General features: G+C 58.3%; 19 protein-coding genes. 17 read left to right on the forward strand and 2 right to left on the reverse strand.

Annotation, left to right across the window (positions count from 1 at the left end; genetic code table 11):
* Positions 1–2: 2 nt before the first annotated feature.
* The 17 genes from P9L99_14435 to P9L99_14515 all read left to right on the forward strand — a co-directional run bounded on the left by P9L99_14435 (position 3) and on the right by P9L99_14515 (position 18,053).
* Positions 3–1,385 carry a sigma-54 dependent transcriptional regulator gene (locus P9L99_14435; GenBank protein MDP8224555.1) on the forward strand — a complete coding sequence of 461 codons (1,383 nt, stop codon included), beginning with the start codon at positions 3–5 and terminating at the stop codon, positions 1,383–1,385.
* Positions 1,386–1,556: 171 nt separating this feature from the next.
* Positions 1,557–1,988 carry a flagellar basal body rod protein FlgC gene (gene flgC, locus P9L99_14440; protein ID MDP8224556.1) on the forward strand — a complete coding sequence of 144 codons (432 nt, stop codon included), beginning with the start codon at positions 1,557–1,559 and terminating at the stop codon, positions 1,986–1,988.
* A gap of 15 nt (positions 1,989–2,003) precedes the next feature.
* Entirely contained in the window at positions 2,004–2,321 is a 318-nt protein-coding gene (gene fliE / locus P9L99_14445) for a flagellar hook-basal body complex protein FliE (GenBank protein MDP8224557.1), read from the forward strand.
* Between the two features lie 47 nt (positions 2,322–2,368).
* Complete coding sequence (fliF, locus tag P9L99_14450) at positions 2,369–4,027, forward strand: flagellar basal-body MS-ring/collar protein FliF (GenBank protein MDP8224558.1); 1,659 nt, start codon at positions 2,369–2,371, stop codon at positions 4,025–4,027.
* Positions 4,020–5,048, forward strand: a complete 1,029-nt coding sequence (fliG, locus tag P9L99_14455; GenBank protein ID MDP8224559.1) for a flagellar motor switch protein FliG — start codon at positions 4,020–4,022, stop codon at positions 5,046–5,048. The genes fliF and fliG overlap by 8 nt, the downstream gene beginning before the upstream one ends.
* Positions 5,049–5,068: 20 nt before the next feature.
* Complete coding sequence (locus P9L99_14460; GenBank protein MDP8224560.1) at positions 5,069–5,677, forward strand: FliH/SctL family protein; 609 nt, start codon at positions 5,069–5,071, stop codon at positions 5,675–5,677.
* Between the two features lie 2 nt (positions 5,678–5,679).
* Complete coding sequence (locus P9L99_14465; protein ID MDP8224561.1) at positions 5,680–7,047, forward strand: FliI/YscN family ATPase; 1,368 nt, start codon at positions 5,680–5,682, stop codon at positions 7,045–7,047.
* Between the two features lies 1 nt (position 7,048).
* Positions 7,049–7,519 (forward strand): flagellar export protein FliJ, encoded by a 471-nt coding sequence (gene fliJ / locus P9L99_14470; protein MDP8224562.1) that lies wholly within the window; start codon positions 7,049–7,051, stop codon positions 7,517–7,519.
* Entirely contained in the window at positions 7,512–8,111 is a 600-nt protein-coding gene (locus P9L99_14475) for a hypothetical protein (GenBank protein MDP8224563.1), read from the forward strand. The genes fliJ and P9L99_14475 overlap by 8 nt, the downstream gene beginning before the upstream one ends.
* An 80-nt stretch (positions 8,112–8,191) precedes the next feature.
* Positions 8,192–10,849: an alkyl sulfatase dimerization domain-containing protein gene (locus P9L99_14480; protein ID MDP8224564.1), complete on the forward strand. Its 2,658-nt coding sequence runs from the start codon at positions 8,192–8,194 to the stop codon at positions 10,847–10,849.
* Between the two features lie 117 nt (positions 10,850–10,966).
* Entirely contained in the window at positions 10,967–12,718 is a 1,752-nt protein-coding gene (locus P9L99_14485; protein MDP8224565.1) for a flagellar hook-length control protein FliK, read from the forward strand.
* A 17-nt stretch (positions 12,719–12,735) separates the two neighbouring features.
* A complete protein-coding gene (locus P9L99_14490) occupies positions 12,736–13,431 on the forward strand; it encodes a FlgD immunoglobulin-like domain containing protein (protein MDP8224566.1) in 696 nt (231 codons plus the stop codon).
* Between the two features lie 3 nt (positions 13,432–13,434).
* Entirely contained in the window at positions 13,435–13,833 is a 399-nt protein-coding gene (locus tag P9L99_14495) for a TIGR02530 family flagellar biosynthesis protein (protein ID MDP8224567.1), read from the forward strand.
* A 68-nt stretch (positions 13,834–13,901) separates the two neighbouring features.
* Positions 13,902–15,191 carry a flagellar hook protein FlgE gene (locus P9L99_14500; GenBank protein ID MDP8224568.1) on the forward strand — a complete coding sequence of 430 codons (1,290 nt, stop codon included), beginning with the start codon at positions 13,902–13,904 and terminating at the stop codon, positions 15,189–15,191.
* Positions 15,192–15,287: 96 nt separating this feature from the next.
* Positions 15,288–15,539 (forward strand): hypothetical protein, encoded by a 252-nt coding sequence (locus P9L99_14505; GenBank protein MDP8224569.1) that lies wholly within the window; start codon positions 15,288–15,290, stop codon positions 15,537–15,539.
* An 85-nt stretch (positions 15,540–15,624) separates the two neighbouring features.
* On the forward strand, positions 15,625–17,067 hold the full coding sequence (locus tag P9L99_14510) for an MBOAT family O-acyltransferase (protein ID MDP8224570.1): 1,443 nt from the start codon (positions 15,625–15,627) through the stop codon (positions 17,065–17,067).
* Between the two features lie 5 nt (positions 17,068–17,072).
* A complete protein-coding gene (locus tag P9L99_14515; GenBank protein ID MDP8224571.1) occupies positions 17,073–18,053 on the forward strand; it encodes a hypothetical protein in 981 nt (326 codons plus the stop codon).
* A 169-nt stretch (positions 18,054–18,222) separates the two neighbouring features.
* Here the strand turns inward: P9L99_14515 and P9L99_14520 are convergent, their stop codons facing one another.
* Both P9L99_14520 and P9L99_14525 read right to left on the reverse strand, forming a co-directional pair.
* A complete protein-coding gene (locus P9L99_14520) occupies positions 18,223–19,275 on the reverse strand; it encodes a hypothetical protein (GenBank protein ID MDP8224572.1) in 1,053 nt (350 codons plus the stop codon).
* 1,153 nt (positions 19,276–20,428) lie between these two features.
* Positions 20,429–22,969 carry a hypothetical protein gene (locus P9L99_14525; protein ID MDP8224573.1) on the reverse strand — a complete coding sequence of 847 codons (2,541 nt, stop codon included), beginning with the start codon at positions 22,967–22,969 and terminating at the stop codon, positions 20,429–20,431.
* Positions 22,970–23,068: the final 99 nt, after the last annotated feature.

The following is a 23,068-nucleotide window of genomic DNA, read 5'->3' on the forward strand; positions in this document are numbered from 1 at the left end:
TGATGAGCGGCAAACAAAAGGATTGGGTGTTAGTTGTCGACGATGACGCCGACATGAGGGAGGCTCTGGGAATGTCGCTGGGACGTATGGGCTTTGGTGTGGACTTGGCCCACGACGGAATGATGGCCGTGGAAATGCTCGACAAACGGCCGTATCGACTCGTGGTGACCGACGTCAAGATGCCCCGTCTCGACGGAATGGCGCTGCTCCAAAAAGTACGCGAAGACATGCCGGATTTGCCGGTGTTGATTATCACCGGCTTCGGAACCATCGGCGGAGCAGTCGAAGCGATGAAAAACGGCGCAACCGACTACATCGTCAAACCGTTTAACGTCGAAGTACTGGAAAAAGCAGTGGAAAGCGTACTTACATCAGGTCCCGCGGTGCCGGATTCCGTCCGCGCCGGCGACGACGTCGTCCGTATCGTTACCTGCAACGAACGCATGCGAAAGCTCTTGGCAATCGCCGCGAAAATCGCCAAATCCGATGCCACCGTGTTAATCAACGGGGAATCGGGAACCGGTAAGGAGCTGTTCGCGCGGCTTATCCACGCCGAAAGCCCGCGCTTCCACGGCCCCTTCGTGGCCGTCAACTGCGCCGCCGTTCCCGACAACTTGCTCGAATCCGAATTGTTCGGGCACGAGAAGGGCTCCTTCACCGGTGCCACGCACAAGAAAGTCGGCAAATTCGAGTTGGCGCACAAAGGCACGGTATTGCTTGATGAAATCGGAGAAATGCCTGGAATGCTGCAGGCTAAGCTGTTGCGGGTGCTCCAGGAACGCAAGCTCGATCGCGTCGGCGGTGTCATGCTGGTTCCCATCGATATTCGTGTGATCGCCACCACCAATGCCGACCTGCGCGCGCTGGTGGAACAGGGGAAATTCCGCGAGGATTTGTTCTATCGGCTCAACGTCATTCCGTTGGAACTGCCGCCGTTGCGGGAGCGACCCGATGACATTGTTGCGCTAACTGACCATTATTTAGACTATTTCCACGCCGCAGGCATCTCCGACGGCGCCCGACTGGCGCTCATCGAGCACGACTGGAAGGGCAACGTTCGCGAACTCCGTAACGTATTGGAGCGGGCGGCGCTGTTGTCGGGCAACGAGCCCATCGGGCCGGAGAATTTGATACTCGACGGCAGCATCGGCAGCGCCAGTAACGGCGCGCGGCAGTCCAGCGCCGTCGCGATGTCCGGAGAGACTCGGAATCTCAAGGAAATCGAGCGTCGCACGATCTTGGCTACCCTTGCCGAGCACGGCGGCAACCGCACGAAGACCGCCGAAGCGCTGGGAATCAGCATTCGTACTTTGCGCAACAAATTGAATGAATATGCGTTGGATGGATTCGTTGTACCCAAGGGGGGGAACAATGTTGCCGACTAGGCGGAAGAGATTTCCGCAACTCGTTAATGCGGCGTCGCAGCCGTGGTTTGAATTACTATGTGAAATCATAGAGTTGGATGTCTCCAGGTGGCGGTTCGCGATTTGGCACTCGGTTTGCTATTCTCCGGTTACGGACGGACGTATCATCTGTGACCGGAGAAGGAGACAGAGATGAGCATCAAAACCATGGCCATCGCGGCAAGCGGCTTGCAGGCGCAACGGATCCGCCTGCAGGCTATCTCCGCCAACATGGCCAACATCAACACCACCCGCGGCCCGGGTGGCGAGCCCTATCAAAGGCTTGTGCCGATTTTTCGGCCGGAAACCCTTGAGAACGGCTTCCATGCGGAACTGGCGGATCAGCGTCAGTTGTACGCCGTCCGGGTCGAAAAGGTGGCGCCCGCCGATCGGGAACCGCTCTGGGTATATAACCCGGATCACCCCGACGCCGACGAGAACGGCTACGTAGGCATGCCGAACATAAACGTCGTCGAAGAGATGACCGACATGCTCAACGCAGCCCGCAGCTACGAGGCGAACATGGCGGCACTGCAAACAGCCAAGCAGATGGCCAAGCAAGCCATTGACGTTGGCAAGGGTTAGTAGGGGAGCAGGGTTATGAAAGACATTACTCTCGACTCCAAACTCAAGGCTTTGGGCAACGCGGGTCTGGCGCAACCGCAGAAGAAATCCCCGTTGTCCAAACCCGGCGAGGGCCCGAGTTTCAACGACGTGCTCAAGAAGGCGATTGCCGAGGTCAACGGCCTGGAAAAAGAGGCCGACCGGCAAATCGTCGAATTGGCCGCCGGAAAAGCCGGGAACATTCATGAAGCGATGATCGCTTTGCAGAAGGCGGACATCAGTTTCAAAACGCTCATGGAGATCCGCGATAAGCTCATCCAGGCTTATCAAGAAATTATGAGGTTGTCGGTCTAAATAAGCCCGACTCAACGTCCGTCCACGTTTGAGAAGAAGGGTCGCAGATGGCTTCGCTACGCGAATCGATCGGACAAATCCGTACCCTGTGGTCCGAGATGGCCACCGGGAAGAAAATTAGCTTCATCTTGATCTTCGCCGTGATGGCGATCGCTTTTGGCGGGCTCGTTTTGTGGGCCGGTCTGCCGGAGTACAAACTCCTCTACCAAGACGTAACCATCGAAGACGCCAATTCGATTACCACGCATCTGGAAGAAAACCGCGTGCGGTACCAGTTGTCCCGCGGCGGTACGGCGATTTCGGTTCCGGCCGAGGATTATTACGAAGCTCGCATGTCATTGGCCAACGCCGGCCTGCCCAGTGGCGGCGCCGTCGGCTATGAGCTGTTCGACCGCAAGGGATTGGGCTTGACCGAAGCGCAGATGAAGGTCGCCCACCTGCGTGCTCTGCAGGGTGAACTCGCCCGCACGATCAAGCAACTCGATCCGGTCGAGCACGCGCGCGTCCACTTGGCCATGCCCAAAGAAACGCTTTTCGTGGAAGACAAGAAAGAAGCGACCGCTTCGATCGTTTTGAAGCTGGCGGCCAACGCTAAGCTTGACGGGGAACAGGTTGACGGCATCGTATTCCTGGTGTCTTCCAGCGTGGAAGGGCTCGATCCGGGCAACGTGACGGTGATCGATCACAAAGGCCACGTCTTGTCCAGCACGCGTGATAAGGCGCTGGGCTCCGCGGGCAATTTGGAAGATAAGGCGCATAAGCTCGAACGCTCCTTGGAGAGCCGCGTCGAGACCCTCTTGGCCCGCAGCGTCGGCCCAGAGAAAGTCGCCGCGCGCGTGAACGTGATGCTCGATCGCCAACAGGTGCAGCGCGTAGAAGAGAAATACGATCCCGACAGCGCCGTTGTGCGCAGCCAGCAGAAGGTGTCGTCCGGGGGGAAGAGCAGCGAATCGCAGACCTCCGGTTTTCCGGGCGCGAGTAGTAATCTGCCGCAGGACCAGTACTCGGAAGGCACGCAACAATCTTCGGAGAACACCAAGACCCAGGAAATCGTCAATTACGAAATCAACCGCACGACCGCGACAATCACCGAGCCCTTCGGCGCCCTGAAAATGCTTTCCGTGGCCGTGTTGATCGACGGCACGTACGAGGAAGTCGAAAAAGACGGCAAGACGGTCAAGCAGTATGTGCCCCGCACGAGCGACGAAATGCTCACGTACGAAGAGATCGTCAAGAAGATCGTGGGCTTTACTCTCAGCCGCGGCGACCAGATCGAGATCGCCAACATTCAATTCGTCTCCGAGGCGCTGGGCTTCGAGGAAGTACCGACCAGCCAGCTCGATGTGATCATCCGCATCTTGCAGTATGTGTTCGCCGTCGTCGGCGCACTGCTCTTCCTCTTCATTGTCGTGCGGCCGCTGATTCGTTGGCTGACGAGCGAACCGGCACTCGAACGCCAGCTTGGCTTGCCCGCCGAAATGCTCGAGGGCGCCACCGTCGGCGAGTTGGAAGAGCGTTACCCGGGGCAGCTTGGCCCGGCGACCGACGAAGGGGGCGGGGAAGAGGAATACAAAGAAAGCCTGGCCGAGCGAATGGGTCGCCTGCAGCAACAGAAGGCGGACCTGCTCGAAACCGCGGCGCGAGACAGGGAGGCCGTGACCTTGATGGTGCGGCGATGGCTGAAGGAAGGGGATAATCATGTCTGAGGAAGCGGTATCCATTTCCACCGGCGCGAGACGGCGCATGAACGGTATCGAGAAAGCGGCGGCGCTGTTGATGTTTCTGGGGGAGGATTTGGCCACCGAAGTGTTTCGGGGATTGCAGGAAGACGAGATCCGCCTCATCGTCTCGGCCATCCCGAAGCTGGGTGACATTACCCCCGACGAAATGCAGAAAGTGCTCGATGAATTCTCCCAGCGGCTTACCGCCGAGGGATACATGAGCAAGTCGGGCAAGGATTTTATCGAAAGCGTGGTCCACGGCGCGATGGCGCACGACAAGGCGCAATCGGTGTTGCAGCGCCTGGAAGTCGAACAGCAACTCGAGCAGATTCGCCGTTACGATCCGCGCGCCATCTTCAACCTCATCAAAAAAGAGCACCCGCAAACCATCGCGTTTATTCTCTCGCAATTACCGGCACACACGACCGCCGACATCGTCGCCAACCTGCCGGAGGACATGCAGTTTGAAGTTATGAGGCGCATCGCGCGGATGGACTCGGTGCTGCCCGGCGCGCTGGAAGAAGTCGTCGAAGCCTTGGGTCGTGAATTGTCGACCTTCGCCATCGACGTGGCGGAAACCAGCGGCGGCATCAAACCGGCCGCGGAAATTCTCAACTCCATGAAGAAAAGCGGCGCGAATGAAATTATGCGCAAGTTGGTGGAAGAGGACCCCGACCTCGCCGAGCAAATCGGACAACATATGTTCGTCTTCGAGGACCTGCTTAACGTAGATGATCGCGGCATCCAAATGATCTTGAAGGAAGTCGGCAACGACGACCTCGCTGTCGCCCTAAAGATGGCCAGCGAGGAGGTCAAGATGAAGATCTTCAAGAACATTTCCAGCCGCGCCGGCGAGATGATCCAGGAAGATATGGAAGCCCGCGGACCGGTGCGTATCTCCGACGTCGAAAAAGCTCAGGGTGTAATCGTGCGCGTGGCCCGCCGCCTCGAACAGGAAGGCAAGATTGTCGTATCCGGTCGCGGCGGCGAAGACATGTTCGTGTAAGAGAAAGGTTGGCGCAGTCGATGTCCGGCAAGAAGATCGAATTCGAACGTTTCGACAACCCGCGGCAAAAGCCCGTCGAGTTAGTTGCCGCGGCTCAGGCGGAGGCGCGCAAAATGGTCGCCGACGCCAAGCAGGAAGTCGACCGCATCGAGCAGCAAGCCTACGAACAGGGTTTTCAGCAGGGGGAACAAGCCGGCATCAAGATGGGGATGGCATCCGCGCAACCCAGTGTGGAGGCGATCGCCGCGCTGCTCGAACAACTCAACTCGTTGCTGCTGCAAACCCTGGAGGCCATGGAGCCGGAAGTCATCAAAATCGTGCAACTCATCGCCGAGCGGGTTATTCATACGAAAATCGCCGGCGACGACCAAGTGCTCGTGCGGGTGGTAAAAGCGGCGATGGCCGAGGTCGACCAAAAGTGGGACGCAACGGTGCACGTCAATCCCCAGGAATACGAAACCCTGACTTTGCACGTGAACGAATTCGAGCGGATTCGCGACGCCGGCAAGGTGACGCTCGTGGCCGACGCCGATATTGAACCCGGAGGTTGCCGCGTCGAAACGCCGCAGTCTTTCGTCGACGCCTCGGTGCGACAGGCCTTGGCCAACCTGTTCGAATTCGAGGAATAGTCATGCCTCTCGTGCCGCCCTACGACTGGACGCCCGTTATCGAGCACCTGGAAATGGCCGAGGTGTTGGGGGTCAACGGCTTCGTAACCCGCGTGGTCGGGCTGTTGATTGAAGCTACGGGACCGCGGGCGCCGGTGGGCGGCATCTGCCGCATCTATCCCAAAACCAACGACGGCGGCGAAGGCGACTCCATCATCGCCGAAATCGTCGGCTTCGACGACCGCGCCGTGCAACTTATGCCCCTGGAACACATCTACGACATCAGCCCCGGCAGTCGCGTGGAAAAGGCCTGGCGTAGCCCGACGGTGCCGGTCGGCGAAGGATTCCTGGGCCGCATTATCGATGGTTTGGGCCGGCCGATGGACGACCGCCCGAGGCCGGTGGGCAGCTACCGCATGCCGCTATACGGCAAGCCGGGCAACCCGGTGAGCCGCGCTCGCGTCACCAAGCCGTTGGACCTGGGTGTTCGCGCACTCAACGGCCTGTTGACGGTGGGCCAGGGTCAAAAAATCGGCGTATTCGCCGGTTCGGGCGTCGGCAAAAGCATCCTGCTGGGTATCATCGCCCGCAATACGGCGGCCGACGTCAACGTCATCGGGCTGGTCGGCGAACGCGGTCGCGAGGTGCGGGATTTTCTCGAACGCGACCTGGGCGAAGAAGGCCGCAAGCGCAGCGTCGTGGTGTGCGCGACCTCCGACCGCACGGCGTTGGAACGGGTCCGGGCGGGGTATTTGGCTACGACGATGGCGGAATATTTTCGCGGACAGGGTCTGAACGTGCTGTTCATGATGGACAGCCTGACCCGTATGGCCATGGCGCGGCGGGAAATCGGCCTGGCCATCGGCGAGCCGCCCACGAGCAGAGGTTACACGCCCAGCGTCTTCGCCATGATGCCCAGCTTGCTTGAGCGCATCGGCAACGACGACCGCGGCGGTTCGCTGACCGGCATTTGTACTGTTTTGGTCGAGGCCGACGACATCAACGACCCCATCGGCGACGCAGCGCGCTCCATCCTGGATGGGCACGTGTTTCTGAGCCGCGACCTGGCCGAGCGCAACCATTACCCGGCCATTGACGTGCTGGGCAGCACCAGCCGCGTGATGAACGACGTGGTCCCCGAAGAGCACAAGATGTGGGCCGCGTGGCTGCGCGAAACCTTGGCGGTGTACACCGAAGCCGAGGATTTGATCAACATCGGCGCGTACGAAAGCGGGGCGAATCCGCGCATCGACTACGCGATTACGGTTATCGACCAAATCAACGCGTTTTTGCGGCAGGGCATTTTTGAAAAGGTGGACATGACCCAAACGCAGGCGGGCTTGGCGCGCATCTTCAAGACCAATCCGCCGCCGTGGGTCGAGGCGGAATAGGGTGGCCGGCACGTTTCGACTACTGGCTCTGTTGCGGGTGCGTCGAATTGTTGAGGATCGCAAGAAGCGGGACTTCGGCGCCGCGGTGATGGAACTGACGCGCGCACGAGCCGCTCAACAGGCTGAGGAAGACGCGTTGCGACGGGCCCAGGACGATTACAACGAATGCGCGGTGGGGGCGGTCGGTATCGAGGTGCTGCGCCTGCATGAGGCATTTATCCTCAAGCATCGCATCGAATTGGGTTACAAGCAGTTGCAGGTTCGCGACGCACAGCGCGAGGTTGAGAGCAAGCGGGAAGAACTGATGGAAGCCACGCGGCAGCGGGAAGTCGTCGACAAATTGCACGAGAAATTCCGCCGCCGCGAAGAGTACGAACGGAACAGGCAAGAAGAAAAGGCACTCGCCGAAACGGCGATAGGGCAGTATGCGCGGCGCTTGCGGGCGTCGAGCGAGGGAGACGGTCATGAGTAGGGGAATCACGCGAAACAAACTGACACGAACGTGCCTGGCGGCGCTGATCGTTGTGCTGATGGCGGCGGCGATCGTTACGGCCGCCGACGATGAAGATAGCGACGAAGACGCTTCCCAAAACGCGCTGCGTAAAGCCCTGGGGTACAACCCTAACGAAGCCAAGGATCCTACGCCGCAAGTCGCGCCGGTTGTCGTGCCGGAAATGGATATCAAGCCGCCGCCCGAGGAAGAACGCGCCACGTATTTGCGGGCCAACATGGAGCGCATCCAGGCCGAAACCAGCAAGCTGCAGGCGCTCAAGCAGGAGATAGAAAAGGAGTTGGAGGAACTCAAAAAGGTGCGCGCGGAAATCGATCAGCGGCTGGCGAAAGAGGATGCCGAAACCGCTGCGAAAATTCAAAAGCTCATCAAGATATACGACAAGATGCCGATCGAGAAGCTTGCCGGAGTGCTCGCGCTTCATCCCGAAGATCTGCGAATCAAATTGCTTTACCACATGAAGGAAAAGCGAGTCAGCGAACTCCTGGCCAACATGGAACCGGCCGCGGCAGCTAAGATCTCTCAACAATTGCTGAATAAAAAAACGAAATAGCCTGCTCGCCCGCCGTTGGTTGGCAAACCAAATTGTTTGGTGGCATAGTATCCTCATTCTGAATATTCGAGGATCGTCCCATGGTTTGTTTTCGCTCATGGAAGGGCCGCGAGCGGTTTCCGGTACGTCGAATTTACGGAGCCGCTGTCGTCTTGGCTTTTGTCGTCGTTGTTTTTAGTTTTTTCGCCGGCTGCGGTCGCGGTTGGCGCGGCGAATCCAGAGCGCCCGCTCAGCACACTTTCACGCTTGTGCAACGCGATGGCAGTTGGTGGTTTCAAACCCCCAGCGGTAAGCCCTTCGTTTCACTGGGCGTCAATCATCTCGAGCCGGTGTTGATTTGCTCGGAAAGCAACCGCGACCTGTTCGCCGCCAGGTTCGGCGACGACTTGATCGGACCGGGCGGTAAACCCAACCTGAAAGGCCGGGCAGCTCGGGCTTGGGTCACCGACGGCATGCGGCAAATACGCAGTTGGGGTTTCAATACCCTGGGACTGCATAATCCGCTGCCACAAACCGAAATGCCTTACGTGGCGAAGTTTCGCCCGGCGCCGGTCAACCACATCACCGAACCCCGAGAATTCTTGGACCCCTTCGCGCCGGATACGGCAAAGAAATACAACCGTCACGCGCGTTGCTGGTGCCGGAAGTTCCAGAACGACCCGCACATTCTGGGCATCAGCTTCGTCGACATGCCCTGGTGGCAAACGCCCGCCGACCGCCTGCATCCCTGGGTGGATTACCTGCGTCAACTACCCGCCGGCGCGCCGGGGAAAAAGCGATGGCTCGACGCGCTGCGAAAGCAGTATGCCGACGCCGCACAAGCCGCCGCGACCTACGGGGTTGAAGACGCGACTTGGAAGGCGTTGGCCCATCGCCGCGAGTGGCCGGACCTCGGGCGTCCGTCGTTGGCCTACCGTGACAGCCTCGCGTTCTTGCCGGAAATCGCCGACGCCTGGTACGGCCTGCAAAGCGCGGCGATTCGCGCCTGCGACACGGGACACTTGATTTTCGGCGACAAGCTGATCGGCGGGCCCGGCATGCCCGAGTGGCTCGACCCGATTTTGGCCAAGCACGTCGACGTGATTTACATCCAATGGTACGACTTCGCGGAGAACCAACTGCCCCGCCTGCGCCGGCTCTATGAGCGCACCGGCAAGCCGATCCTGCTGGGCGATTCGTCGTTTTCCTGCCCCCACGAAAAACTACCCGATCCCAAAGGTACGCGCGTGGAATCACCCGCGGCGGTGGGCGAGGCGTTCTACCACTACCTGCAAACGGTAATGGCCGAGCCGTATGTGGTCGGTTGGCATCACTGCGGGTACATCGAGGGCTCGCCGGACCTGAAGAAGTTTCACCGGTTCTACGCCCAACAAAGCGGTTTTCTGCGCGCCGACGGCACTCCGTATACGGAGATTGTCGACCGCGTAACGGCGGCCAATCATCGCGCGTTTGCGTGGCATGAAGCGGCAAGAGCCATGGCTCTCAACGACCCGGACGAAGAGCCGGCCGCCGCGCCGATTTGCGACACAGAAGAAACCGAGCTGTACGACTTGGCGCGGATTGGCGAGCGGATATTCAACGTGGGTCATTTCAAGAAACTCGCCCTTACCACGCCGAAGAAGAATATCTCGTGGATCGAAACCGACGCGGGTGTCGTGGTGATCGATGCGGGGTATCGCGTCACAGCGAAGCTTGCCGCGAAACTGATTCGGGAGACCACCGACAAACCGATTCGCTTCCTGATCTACACGCACCATCACAGGACCCAGGTGGGGGGTGCGCCTGTGTTGGTCGAGCCCGGGACGCAGGTGATCGCCCACGAGAACCTAGTGGCCGAGTTCGACTTGGCTGTCGAGCGCGCGCCGTTCATGCGGCGGCTCAATTCCATCCAGTTTGATATTTCCGAGCGCGAGACCGATGGTCTGCCGCAATTTGTCTACCCTGACATCACGTATCGGAATTCCTACTATTTCGAATTGGGCGGCGTGCGTTTTGAGCTCTACCACGTCGAAGGCGAAGCGGCTGATTACACCGTCGTCTGGCTGCCCGCCGAGCGCGTCGTGTTTGTGGCGGATTTGCTCAGCATGGGAACACCCATGGTGGCAAGTCCCATGAAGCGAGTTCGCGACGAGGTAAAGTGGCGCCAGGCGCTGGAACTGGTGCGCGATTTGCGGCCGCGGGTTTTGGTCGATTCGTCGCTCAGCCCGCTGTGCGACCCTGCCGAGATTGACGAAGCGCTCGGTGTGTACATCGGTTATCTGAACGCGCTGCATCGAGATGTGATCGAGGCAATGAATCGCGGCGATTCGTTGGAGGAGACGCTGCGGCGGGCGACGCTGGCGCCGCATCTGCGACATAGCCCTTGGCTGCGCGATCGCTACGGAAAGCACGAATTCAACGTGCGGGGGCTCTATCACCGGTATTCGGGATGGTTCGACCAAAACGGGAGCCACTTGAACTCCGCGCCGTCGAAAGCCCGCGCGGCCTCGTTCATCGAGCAAATGGGGGGCGGTGAAAACGCGTTGGCCAAAGCCCGGCAATTGCGGCCGAGCCAACCGGCGCTGGCGTTGGAGTACCTCGACCTGTTGATCGCCGCCGGGGACCATGCCCAGGCGGCTCACGGTCTCAAAGGCGAGATACTGCTGTCTTTCTCCGAAGTGTATCGGCACAGCATCGTGGCCAACATGTACCGCCGTTTGGGCAAAAACGAGCGCGAAAAAGCCGCAACCACCAAATAAACCGCAGAAACTTCAGTCCTTTTCACCTTCATGAGCCACTGCTGGGCCCTTGGCACGAAAAGCGCAATGTTTTTACCCAGAGTAGCGCAAATCCAGAGGAAAGGAGGTGAATATGGAATGCCAAAAGCTATTCAAATGGACGTAAAGACCATGATGTTGCAGGCGAGCCAGGTCGGCACCGTCTCTCCGCGCTCTCACGCTCAAGGGCCGCGTACGGACCCGAGCGATGAGAAAAACGGCCGAGACGGCGAGGCGGCGTGGTCATCCGCACTGGGACAAGCGAAAGACAGTCTACCGCAAAGTCAAATCAGGGATTCGGTCGCGAGCAACGCTTCCGCCCCTGAGGCCCCGCAGGTTAAGGGACAAGAAAAAGCCGATCAAAATCAACAACTTGTTGGTGGAGATAAAGCGGCAAAAACGAGTTTCCTCGGCCAAGCACAGGGGGCGAAGCCGGTGGCCACAGTGGCTACGGAACCGGTACTTGTCAGTCCACAGGTTGCGGCCAAAGGCGCCCAAACGGCGTCGTTGGCATTTGCTGCCGGATTGGGAAGTCCTGGTGAAACAGCCCCTGCGCCCGCCGCGCCAGTAAACACGGCGCCGGTCGTGTCCGCCGGTGATAACGCCGTATGGACGACTTTGATCGGTGGCCAGTCGGCCGTTAATGGGCAGGATTCGGCGCCCTTGGCGGGAGCCCAGCAGGGTTTCTCAGCGGCAGATATTGCCCTGTCGCTGTTGGCCAAGGGGCAAGCCTTGCCGTCCGGTCAGAACCTTACGGCGGCGCAAACCGCCGCGGCGAAATTCGTCGAACAGGTTCAACCGGCGTCACAGAATGCTGTTCTAGAGACAGTGTCCGCACCCGTGGAACCGGAACACGGCAACCTCGCAACCCGCGTTGCCGCGGTGTTCAAGGCGCAAGCTTTGAGCGCGGCGCTCGTGGAGCACTTGGAAGTCGCGTCGGTCGTTAAGGGTGAGTCGCAGTCTCGTGCCCCTGGCAGTGCAACGACATGGCAGCAACCGGTCACTTTGTTTGGAGCCGGACAGCAGGTGCAAGCGGCGGCGGCCTCGGTGAATCAGCCTCACTTACGCGTCATGGCGGAGCGAGCTTATCGCGAGACGTCGGATTCCGTTTCAACACGCAAGGCTGTTCCAGTCGCTGAGAGCAAGGCCACCGATCGTCCGCGCGCAGCCCAGAGGGTTGGACAGCGGGAGACGTTTCGTCAAGGGACGGACGCACCCGCCAAGCAGCCCGGGTTGGCCGGAGAATCGGTCAAAGCCGTGCCCTTAGGCGCTGAACAACCTGTAGCCAACCTGATTGCTTCCGGCGGGGAGACCCGCAGTGATTTCGCCGCGACCGTCGGTCGTGATTCCGTTGGTGTTGCAGCGCCGAAAGCCGCGCCTCAGGCGGCGACGGTGCCGCTGGACATCACCGAGAAGATCGAGGCAGTACAGAAGTTGGTGGAAATCACCGGGCGACACATGTTGCGCAAGATCGACCAAGGCGGCGGTACGATTCGGATGCGTCTGGATCCGCCGGAACTGGGCCGCATACGACTTGAGATCAATGTGAAAAACGACGTAGTGCGAGCCGAGGCCGTAGTCGAGCACATTCAGGCAAAGCAGATCCTCAACGAGAACGTGCAACAACTGAAAGACATGCTAAGTGAGAAGGGCTTGGATTTGCAGCAGTTCGACGTATACGAACAGTTGCAGAACGGTGGTCGTGACGGATTGAACGACGGCGGCGAATTTCGCGGCCCGATTGCTCACGTCGCGCCCGATAATCCCGAGTCATTCAACGATGAAGCCTCGTCACTTCGCGCCGTATATCGGTTGCGGGCCATGACGGGCAACATCAACCTGCGCGCGTAAGCGCCAAGGAGGAAACTGTGTCTGCAGTGGAATTAACCAGGCCGCCGGGTGCGGATATCTTCGGTATCAACACCGATGCCGCAGCGGTGGCGGGCCTGTATGAAGACCAGCAGGATCTCGCCAGCCAAGAGGTTTTCATGGAATTGATGATGACCGAACTCCAACACCAAGATCCGCTCGATCCTATGGAAAACCAGGAGTTCCTCAATCAAATCGCCATGCTGACCTCGGTCGAACAGTTACGAGCCGCCAACTCGAACCTCGAGACGTTGCAGCTTTACCAATCCAGCATCAACAACGCGCAATCGGTGTCGATGATGGGCAAGACGGTTAAAGCTTCCGGCGACGCTTTCACATACAGCGGTGAGGGCAACGTCGATCTCGACTTTCGTCTCGGCGCCAATGCGGTCAGCAGTACGGTTACGATCTTCGACGCCGAAGATTATGCCGTACGTACGATCGAATTGGGTCAAGTCGATTCAGGCGAGCAGGAAGTCACTTGGGATGGCCACAACGAAGACGGGTCACCAATGGGCGAGGGTGAATACACCTACAAGGTGACGGCCAAGGACGCCGATCAAAACACCATCTCCACGCTGACCTTTATCAAGGGCGTGGTGGAAGGCATCACCTTCGAAGGCGGTATTCCCTTCCTGCACATTGGTTCGCATCAAGTGACCATGGGCGAGGTCCTGGAGATCACCCAGGAGTAAACGATGGACAAAGTGATTAGTGCGTCGTTTTACGTTCCGCAAGCGGTCGGCAAACCGACGGCTCCATCCGCGTCGACCCCGGCGGCGAAGCTTCCGTCCGACGATCAGTTTCGGGCGGTACTCGATCGCCAGATTCAACGCGGAAACGAGGTTCGGTTTTCGGCTCATGCGCGAGAACGCCTGGCGGCGCGAAACGTCAACTTGAACAGCGCCGAAGTCGGCAAGATCAACCAAGCCGTGGAAAGCGTCGCCGCCAAGGGCGGACGCAACACCTTGGTGGTCGGCGCCGATTACGCGCTTATTGTCAGCATCCCCAACCGGACCGTCATTACGGCGTTGCCGCGCGGAGGTATGCAGGAAAACGTCATCACGAATATCGATAGCACGGTATTCGTAGAATAAACCGAGCTGGACCCCACACGGGGAGGCTCGTTTCCCGCGGAATGAACGATGCGGGAAAGGAGGTAACTATGGGTATCGTTGGTGCCATGTATTCAGGCATTAGCGGTCTGAATTCGAACTCGACGATGATGGAAATCATCGGCAACAACTTAGCGAACATTAACACGCCGGCGTTCAAGCATGCGCGCGCGGATTTCTCCGACATTCTGTCCGCCACGAGCGGTGGGCAGACTATCGGCCGCGGCGCGCGCGTCGGTTCCACACGAATGGTGCTGACCCAGGGCGGTTTTCAGGCGACGGAAAACGTCACTGATATCGCGCTGGCCGGCCCCGGCTTCTTCATGGTGAACGATCAGGCCAGTCACACTCTGTTCTATACCCGGTCCGGCAACTTCCGAGTTGACAAGTCCGGATACATGACCAGCCCTGCCGGTCATCGGTTGCAAGGGTATGAGATCAGTTCCGACGGTCGACCGGTCGGTACGCCGCGCGATATTCGCGTACCGCAGACGCCGTTACAGCCCAAGATCACGGACAACGTCTCGTTGTATGCCAACCTCGATTCGCAATCGGAGGTCGTGGGACCGTTTGACGTTACCGACCCGGTCAACACGTCAAACTTCACGGCTTCGATCACGGTCTACGATTCGCTCGGCAACGCGCACCAACTCACGGTCTATTTCGACCGTGACCCGGTGCCCGGCGCGGGCGGCGGCAATGTCTGGAATTATCACGTGGTTGTCGACGCCGAAGACGCAGCGGGCGGCGTGGATTTCATCGCCGCCGACGGGGAATTGGAGTTCACGGCCGCCGGCTCGCTACTCGAGCTTCGCGCCGGCGCACTTAACGACTTCGATTTCTCGGGCAATCCAGAGCAAAACCAGATCATCTCCTTCGACTTCGGCACTTCGGTGGCGGTGGGCGGCACCGGTGTGGACGGCACGACGCAGTTCGGCGAAGGTTCCGCACTCGTGTTCGCCAGCCAAGATGGGTACAGCACCAGTTACATCGATAGCATCAATATCGATGAAGACGGTAAAGTCATTGCGCTGTATGCCAACGGCGAAGCCGAAGAAATCGCCCAAGTGGCCGTCGTTAATTTTACTAATCCGCTGGCTCTTGATCACCGCGGCGACAACATGTTCGGTTCCACTACGGAGTCGGGCGAACCGGTTGCTTCAGTGGCCAACGTGTCCGGAAACGGCGCGATTTTCTCCAAAACCTTGGAGCTGTCCAACGTGGACATCGCCGCTCAGTTCGGTTTGATGATTACCACGCAGCGCGGCTTCCAGGCGAACTCGCGTTCGATTCGAACTGCGGATGAATTGATTAGCGAACTGATCAACCTGATCAGGTAACCGTACCGTCGCGTTGGTGGGCGGCTCTTGGGCCGCCCACCAACCTCTCAAGTCGCGCGCCGGGAATGCCGATAGCGGCAAGTGAAAGGAGTCGACATGCAAGCCGAAGCAAATCCGATTCAACAGGTGCCGGAAGAACAAGTCCGGGAGATGGCCGACGCCTTTTACTCCGCCGAAGAACTCGCCGACCGCGCGACGGAGCAGCTAAGCGAGTTGCAGTTCGTCAAGCTTCTACTCAAGAGCCTGACCTATGGCGTGCTTCTCTATACCGCCGTGGCGGGGACTTATTGGATCGGGTCGCTGGCCTGGACCGGCATCCCAAACCTGGTTCGCCTTTTAACCGGTTAACTTTTTCTCCGTGACGCCCGCCCGAAAATTCACTATCTTGCCCTAAACAAACCTGTCGCCATTCGCAGGAGCAGATTGACGGCCGATGCTGTTTAATTCCGCCGAGTTTGCACTTTTTCTCCCCTGCGTATTAGCTGCGTTTTTCGCCACGCCCGCCCGTTGGCGTTGGCTGATCCTGTTAGCTGCCAGCTACTTTTTCTACGGCAGTTGGAACGTCTATTACCTCACGCTGATTCTCGCCACGACCGGCGTCACCTACGTGGCAAGCCGCGCCATCGCCGCCGCGCCCAACCTTGGCCGTCGCCGGGGGTGGCTGATCGGGGCCGTCGTCGTCAACCTCGGTATTCTGTTCGCGTTCAAATACTTCAACTTCTTTAGCGCTTCATTCGCCGCCGGTTGCGGCCTGTTTGGCGGGGACAACCGGCCGCTGCTTCTGCACGTGGCGCTGCCGGTGGGGATTTCCTTCTACACTTTCCAAGCCCTGGGACATGCCGTCGACGTGTATCGAGGCGACGCCGAGCCGGAAAAACGCTTCGGGATTTTCGCGTTGTTCGTGGCGTTTTTTCCGCAACTGGTGGCCGGGCCGATCGAGCGCTCATCGCGCTTGCTGCCGCAACTCAAAAAAGCCGTCACCTTCGATTATCGGCAGGCTTCGGACGGCCTGAAGTTGATCGCCTGGGGCCTTTTCAAGAAAGTCGTCATCGCCGATCGCCTGGCGGTGTATGTCAACGGCGTCTACGGCGACGCGTCCGGCGCGGGCGGTGCGCAGCTTCTTATCGCGACTTACTTTTTCGCGTTTCAGATTCTCTGCGACTTTTCCGGCTATACCGACATCGCCATCGGCGTTGCCCAAATGTTCGGCGTGAAGCTGACCCAGAATTTTCACCGGCCTTACTTCGCACAATCCACGCCTGAGTTTTGGCGACGCTGGCATGTGACGCTCTCGACGTGGTTCCGCGACTACCTGTACATCCCGCTGGGCGGCAACCGGGTGTCGCGCTCGCGTTGGCTTTTCAACATCGTCATCGTGTTCCTCCTCAGCGGGCTATGGCACGGCGCGAACTGGACTTTCGCCGCCTGGGGCCTATGGCATGGCGCGGCCGTGGCCGTTTCAGTGTTGACGTTGGCGCGACGCGAAAAAGTCGCCACCGCGCTGGGGCTGTCGCGATTGCCGCGATGGAGCGCGGCGTGGCGCATGGTGTTCACGTTTCACTGGGTCGTGTTTGGCTGGGTTCTGTTCCGCGCCTCGTCCATCGGCGAGGGGTGGCTGATTTTCCGCAAGATCTTTGCCGGTGAATGGACCGGCAGCGTGACGGCCGGCGTCGTGGGGCGTTTCGATTTTCTGCTGGCGGTCGCGCTGATCGCCGCGCTGTTGGTGATCGAAGCTGTGCGCAGCCGGGTGCGTTTGCGGCAGTGGGTCGCCGCGCAGTCGTGGTGGCTGCGGTGGGCGATTTATTTTTGCGGCGCCACGGCGATTCTGCTGCTCGGCGTGTTTGAAAAAGTGGAGTTCATTTACTTCCAATTTTGAGGACGATGAAAAAACTGGCCTCCAAAATTCTGTTGCTTCTCCTTCTGCTGGCGGTTGAATACGCCGGTTTGGAGGCGGTTGCCCGCGCGTTGTATCCCGAAGCGAGTTTGCGGCTGGCGGCTAAGGACGTCCTCTTGGCGCAGCGGGCCGAAACCATCGAAGTGCTGCTGATGGGCAACTCGCACGCGGCGCGCGGCATCGACCCGGCCGACCTGTCGCGTCCGGCCTTCAACCTGGCGTTCCCGGCGACCGATCTCTACAACTGCCGCCACTTACTGGCGCGCGTCGTCGATCGCCTACCGCGCCTGAGGACAATCATCGTCAACCTCAGCGATCATTCCTTCGCATTCGACGCCGCCACGCAAACGCCCGCGCTCGTGTACCAGTTTTGGGAGGTCTACCGCATTCCGCCTCGCAGCTCATCGCTGGTGACGCCGCTGCGCTACGCGCAATACCTCTCGCGTTTCTGGCTTGTACGCGGCACGTTCTTGAAGGATTTTATCCGCCACGGCTTGCGGAGACGACCGCCGAGAGATCCCATTCTCGCCGTGGAAACATTGCACGATGACGGATTTCGCACGACATCCCTTAGCCTGCCGCCGGCCGTCATGCGCCAGCACGCCGCTAAACGCGTGACTCGGCACATCGAGTTTGGCACTGACGAGAGCGCCCGCGAACGCAATCGGGATTACTTGCGGGACTTCCTCACACTGGCGGCCGAGCACCGGCTCGACGTGGTGATCGTCACGTTGCCGCTTTCGACGTCGTACCGCGAACTGTACCCGCGAGAACTGAGCAGCCAGTTCGACGACGACCTCCATCAGGTGCTGGCCGACCTCCCGGACGTAAGGTATCTCGACTTCGGGAGTACACCCGGTCTCACGAATGACGATTTCAAGGACGCCGACCACCTCAACGGCCGCGGCGCGGCGAAAGTGACGCGCTTGCTGGATGTGGCGCTGTTTGGCGATTCCGAATTGGAGTAGGCCGCCCGTTTCCCTGCGGATCACGCCTCGTCGGACGAATTGCAGGCCGAAAGGGACAGGGAGGCGACGAGCGGAAAACAAACGGCGAAACACAAAATCATTCGTTCCATGCCGAACCTCGCGATGCCACCGAATCAACATAGCAGTTTTACCGCGCGACTTCCAGGTTTCAATATGCGTCGGCGGCGACGAGGAAGCCGGTAATGTGCTCTTCATTGGAAAACTCGATCAGCCGCGCAGCCTGCAATCCGGATATTAAATACAGGCCGGCGTCATTCTCGACAGGAGAAATGCCAAGGCCGCTGCCGCCTGGCGCAAAAGTCATCCAACGGAAGTAGGGCCAATTCGTTTCGATGAGTTCATTTGCACCGGCAAGGACAAACACGCCTAAATCGAGTGTGTCCAACTGAAAACCGCTGACCGCCATATGGTCGTTATCGATGCGAGCCAAAACAGGGTTCTCGCCCGTCGTCAAAACCCGAATTCCTCTTGAATCTTCTTCACAAACGGTGTTTTCGCAGCGGACCAGCACGAACTCTTCCGATCCACCGTTGAGACTGGATGCGAAGCCATAAATGACTTGCGCTGTTTGCATCTGCAGATCATATAGAGCGCGATCGAAGGTAAGTTCCTCCTCGTCAGCGGAGGAAATAACGACATAATGCTCATTATTCAGCAAAGCGACACACTCACCGGATGGCATACAATCAATGAGCGCCGCTACATCCTCTCGCCAATCGCTCCAGGAAGAGCCATTCCATTTCACCAGCGTTTCAGATGAGAAGCAATGAACAACACCGGAATCCTCGGAAAACAAGAAGTTCTTGAGAATTCGTGTGCCCTCGCCGGTCGCACACGGCGGTTGCATCGAAAATTCACGCCATTCGCCGATGCTGAATTGATAAAGGGTAGTCATGTCCGTTGCCCAAGCAACGGGCCCGAGAGCGTCACCGAATTCGAAAACCCCCGAATCGGGAATAGCGTAGGTCGTAACGTCGTCTATCTCAATTCGATAGAGGGCCGACCACTCGCTGCTTTCTCGAGGATGCGTCGCGAGCCATCCATTGAGAGGCTTGGGATCATCCGGCCAGGTGCCGACGGGCGAGGCGTCGTCGTTGTCGTCATCGTCAGCCGGGGTGTCGTTGTCGTCGTCATCGTCGTCGCAGGCCAAACCGGCGACGAGAAGAAGTGCGAGGGTTAAAACGAAAAGACTTCGAAACATAAAACCGTTTTTTTAATTGCAGGCATCACAAGCTCCCGAAACAACCTAGCAGTTATGCCGCGCGGCTTCCAGGTTTCAATATGCGTCGGCAATTAGTAGAAAAAACGGATTGAAAACAGGGCCGTCATTTTTGTATTCCATTTCAAACAGTGGATGTAGATCCCAGCCATTGATGGAGTAAAAAACCCACTTTCGATTATCTTCGATGCCGAATCCAAGGCCTCCGCCGCCCGGCGCGAATCGTAAAACGAGCTTTCCCCAACCGGTCTCTAAGTAGGTTGAGTTACCGTCAAGAATAAAGGTTCCTTCATCCCAGCCCCCGGGGTGCGTGGCCAAAGCAACGTAGCGGTCGTCAATTCGCTCCAAATCGCCGCCGAAAAACAACTGGTTGGCACCGAATCGCGTGTCGTGAGTCCAAGTGTTTTCCGCGGCCCGATAAAGTTTTTCCTCGCCCTCGGAAAACGTAAACAAAGCGAAGCCGACACCGTCACCCCGAAGCGCCGCCGTCCAAAGGGATGATGCGCCGGGCGGAAAATCCATTGGAATCGCCGTTCTATTTTCAAGACGGAATATCGCTTGTTGGCCCCAAACGAGGCAATTCTCCGTGTCGAGGCAATCAATGTTATAGGCACCGTAGGGCACGTCGAATTCGGCGATTGGATTCCACGCCAAGCCGTCGTATTCGAATAGAGTGGCCGGATCGTCGCAGATGAGAAAAGCGGAAGTCGACGAAAAAGCGGCAAGATTATTCATGCCGAAACCCACTTCGCCGATACAAGGTGGTTGTGCAGAAAGCGGCGTCCAATCGCCGTCGCGAAGTTCGTAAAGGACGCCGACGCTCTCGGCGAAAGCGTGACCGTTGTCGCTCATGCTTCCATTAAAAAAGACGTTCAATCCATCGAACGTGTTGGGCGTGACAATTCCGTCGGCAATTGCGTATAGCCCAACCCAACCCTCTGTCTGACGTGATATTACAGAAAACCACCCCACAACCGGCTTGGGATCATCCGGCCAGGTGCCGACGGGCGAGGCGTCGTCGTTATCGTCATCGGCAGGAGTATTGTTGTCGTCGTCATCGTCGCAGGCCAAACCGGCGACGAGAAGAAGGGCGAGCGTTAAAACGAAAAGACTTCGAAACATAAAACCGTTTTTTTTAATTGCAGGCATCGCAAGCTCCCGGGTAATCAAGGTTTTCCAGCATGCAGCGGATTTTGTCGAAGTCCCAGAACAATTGGCAAGACCAAGTGCACTGGTAACGGTAGCTGAACAGTCCACACTCCGCCCACGGTATTGCGTCGCAAACGTCGCCGCAGTTTTTACAGTCACCCGCTGTCAGAGACCGCAAATACTCACGGAAGGTTTGGCTCCACAGGTTCTGGGTGCAGTCATTCAAACAGCCGGCTTCACTGGCGAACCAACCGCAACTTCCCACGAGAGTCGAAGCCTTGTCGGCGCAGACGTTGTCGAAGCCCGTGCCGCCGTCTCCACAACAGATCGGTGTAAGGGGTGAAACCGGACAGTTCGCCTTCACAGCGCCATGGCAGGCGCCTTCCCCGGCGATACCGGTCCACGCACTTTCGGGGCAAACGACGCCGGCGCAATCGGCGCAGTAACCGGCGACATGGCAGGAAGACTCCGGTACGCAATCCCAGGTCGGATATGGCTGGCCGATTCCGGTCAAGACACCGTGTCGCTCGAATACCGCCTTGATGTAGTCGTGACAGTTTTGAGAAGAGCCGACAGGGCAATCGTCGGCGAGTTCATTCAGCACGATAGAACTGGCTGTGTCCCAAAGAAAAGTCATAACGCGAATGTCACTGAGGGCAATCTCCATTAGGGTCAAATAAGCGAGTTGGTCCGTATACAGTTTCCCTAAACCAGCGTAGGTTGAGCCGGAGTAGCCGTTCCTGATGTCCCATAAGATTTGGGTTAAGACCTTTCCTTCGTCGTAGACGGGAAAACAACATTTAAAAACGGGCTGATAGAGGAACAACGCCGCGTCGCTCTCGCAAGATAGATTGGTCAGATAGAAATTGTCGGGACCGGCTTCCTCCATGGACGCACCGAAATACATCGCGAAACCTTCTTTGAATGCGCTGGTTTCGTCAACGTTGAAAACGCTGCCGTTTTCCCAATACTCGTTACCAGTCTTAAAGGCCTTCTGAACATAATGAGTGAATTCGTGGTACATCGCGGGGTGCCGGAATAGCCCTCGGTATTCGTTTTCGACATAGTAAATCGTGCCGGAGGCCGGCGGGCCGGGATTGTAATTGGACGTCGTTCCGAGAACCATAGTCGGAACGAGATAAGGATCTATTGTATTCAGATAGTCGGCCTCATCAATACTATAAAATGTGAAGAATCCTTGGTTGTTCGTTGCACAGATTTTGTCGTTTACCGGAAAGCCATATTCTCTAAAGCACGAGGGATGCCCTGCACCGCAGAATGAGACGTCGGTATGATCCTTATTGACGATCACGACAAGGTTGTGGTCCTCGGGATACTTCGTGCGGTGATACAATATGCCCGGCACAACCGGATAAACATCCTCATCAAATCCCAATGTATTTTTGAAGTAATTCAACGCGTGGAGAATGTGGTGGTACGCGGTCCAGGTCGAAATACCATTAAGTTCAATTCGGTTGCCGTCGTCATTGTAAGGTAGACAAAAAAGCGATTTTGCGAATTTGTAATTGAATGATTCATAGGACCAATACGTGTCGTTGCTGAGGAGGCGATCAATTTCGCACGAGTCTTCTTCGTTCATGTCGTAGACATGCACATCGGGATTGAACGCGGCGCGGGAATTGCCGAAACCGTAAGTAGTATCCACCCAGCGCGGTCGAAAAGCGGGCTCGTTGCACTCGATCGCGGCCTGCGTGTCGAGCGTGTACCCGTAGACGATCTCGTCGTAGTCGTCGCCCGGCGCGCCGTCGATGTTCGAGGAATAGGAAAGCACCGTGGCCGATTCCGCGCTGACGATGAACGTCAAATCGTTGCCGAGCTCGTCAAATGAAAAGGGTAAAGCAACGCGGACGGCGTAGGTCGGCAGCACTTCGCCGAGGATAAAACGATACGCCAACGTCGTGCCGCGAAACGCCACTTGATCCGGCAACGCGTTGACCACGTCGAGCACCGCCAGACGCGCCGCTTCCGGCGTGATGAAAACCGCGGGCGGGTCCTCAATGTACCCCAACGCCTCGCCCGAAACCTTTCGCAGCCGCCCCTCGCCGTCGAAAAAGCCCAGCACCTCGCCGTTGACATAGGGCACATCCGCGACGAATTGGCGCAACGACACGATGGTCCCCTCCGGACAAGTCGGCTCGATCCATTCATCTTCGCGCAAACCGGGCAGCGGTTCCATACGGGAATGATCGCAATGATAGACGGCGTTCGGCTCCGACAACGCGGCCCGCACCAACCCCGGAGTCGGGCCGCCGCGCAGGCCGAACAAGGCGTCGTTATCCGCGAGAAAGTCGCGCAGCGTGCCGACGAAGTCGCCGTAGGATTCGACGGGCTCGAAGCCCCAGACGATCATGGGGTGGCCGAGTTTCGCGCCCCAACGAATTTCCGCGCCGGGCTGCTCACCCTTGAAACGTTCCCACGCCCGGACGCATTGCGGATCCGGCTCGCGGTCGTACGCAGCGGCGCGGGCGTCAACGGGAAGGGTGAAAACGGCGACAGAAAAAAGCATCGAAAAGAGAAGAACTAACGAAAACGATAAAGATTTTCGGGGGGGGGGGTAAACATCGTATAATACTCCCAATAAATATAGGCGACAAAGAACTAATCC

Origin of the sequence: Candidatus Lernaella stagnicola (assembly GCA_030765525.1) — a bacterium.
Lineage (GTDB): Bacteria > Lernaellota > Lernaellaia > Lernaellales > Lernaellaceae > Lernaella > Lernaella stagnicola.

Bases quoted from the DNA above. Each gene is read 5' to 3' on its own strand.
- fliE (MDP8224557.1), top strand. From the start codon at position 2,004: ATGAAAGACATTACTCTCGACTCCAAACTCAAGGCTTTGGGCAACGCG.
- fliG (MDP8224559.1), top strand. From the start codon at position 4,020: ATGTCTGAGGAAGCGGTATCCATTTCCACCGGCGCGAGACGGCGCATG.
- flgC (MDP8224556.1), top strand. From the start codon at position 1,557: ATGAGCATCAAAACCATGGCCATCGCGGCAAGCGGCTTGCAGGCGCAA.
- P9L99_14505 (MDP8224569.1), top strand. From the start codon at position 15,288: ATGCAAGCCGAAGCAAATCCGATTCAACAGGTGCCGGAAGAACAAGTC.
- P9L99_14495 (MDP8224567.1), top strand. From the start codon at position 13,435: ATGGACAAAGTGATTAGTGCGTCGTTTTACGTTCCGCAAGCGGTCGGC.
- P9L99_14520 (MDP8224572.1), bottom strand. From the start codon at position 19,275: ATGTTTCGAAGTCTTTTCGTTTTAACCCTCGCACTTCTTCTCGTCGCC.
- P9L99_14435 (MDP8224555.1), top strand. From the start codon at position 3: ATGAGCGGCAAACAAAAGGATTGGGTGTTAGTTGTCGACGATGACGCC.
- P9L99_14500 (MDP8224568.1), top strand. From the start codon at position 13,902: ATGGGTATCGTTGGTGCCATGTATTCAGGCATTAGCGGTCTGAATTCG.
- P9L99_14465 (MDP8224561.1), top strand. From the start codon at position 5,680: ATGCCTCTCGTGCCGCCCTACGACTGGACGCCCGTTATCGAGCACCTG.
- P9L99_14525 (MDP8224573.1), bottom strand. From the start codon at position 22,969: ATGCTTTTTTCTGTCGCCGTTTTCACCCTTCCCGTTGACGCCCGCGCC.
- fliF (MDP8224558.1), top strand. From the start codon at position 2,369: ATGGCTTCGCTACGCGAATCGATCGGACAAATCCGTACCCTGTGGTCC.
- P9L99_14510 (MDP8224570.1), top strand. From the start codon at position 15,625: ATGCTGTTTAATTCCGCCGAGTTTGCACTTTTTCTCCCCTGCGTATTA.
- P9L99_14485 (MDP8224565.1), top strand. From the start codon at position 10,967: ATGCCAAAAGCTATTCAAATGGACGTAAAGACCATGATGTTGCAGGCG.
- P9L99_14515 (MDP8224571.1), top strand. From the start codon at position 17,073: ATGAAAAAACTGGCCTCCAAAATTCTGTTGCTTCTCCTTCTGCTGGCG.
- P9L99_14475 (MDP8224563.1), top strand. From the start codon at position 7,512: ATGAGTAGGGGAATCACGCGAAACAAACTGACACGAACGTGCCTGGCG.
- P9L99_14460 (MDP8224560.1), top strand. From the start codon at position 5,069: ATGTCCGGCAAGAAGATCGAATTCGAACGTTTCGACAACCCGCGGCAA.
- P9L99_14480 (MDP8224564.1), top strand. From the start codon at position 8,192: ATGGTTTGTTTTCGCTCATGGAAGGGCCGCGAGCGGTTTCCGGTACGT.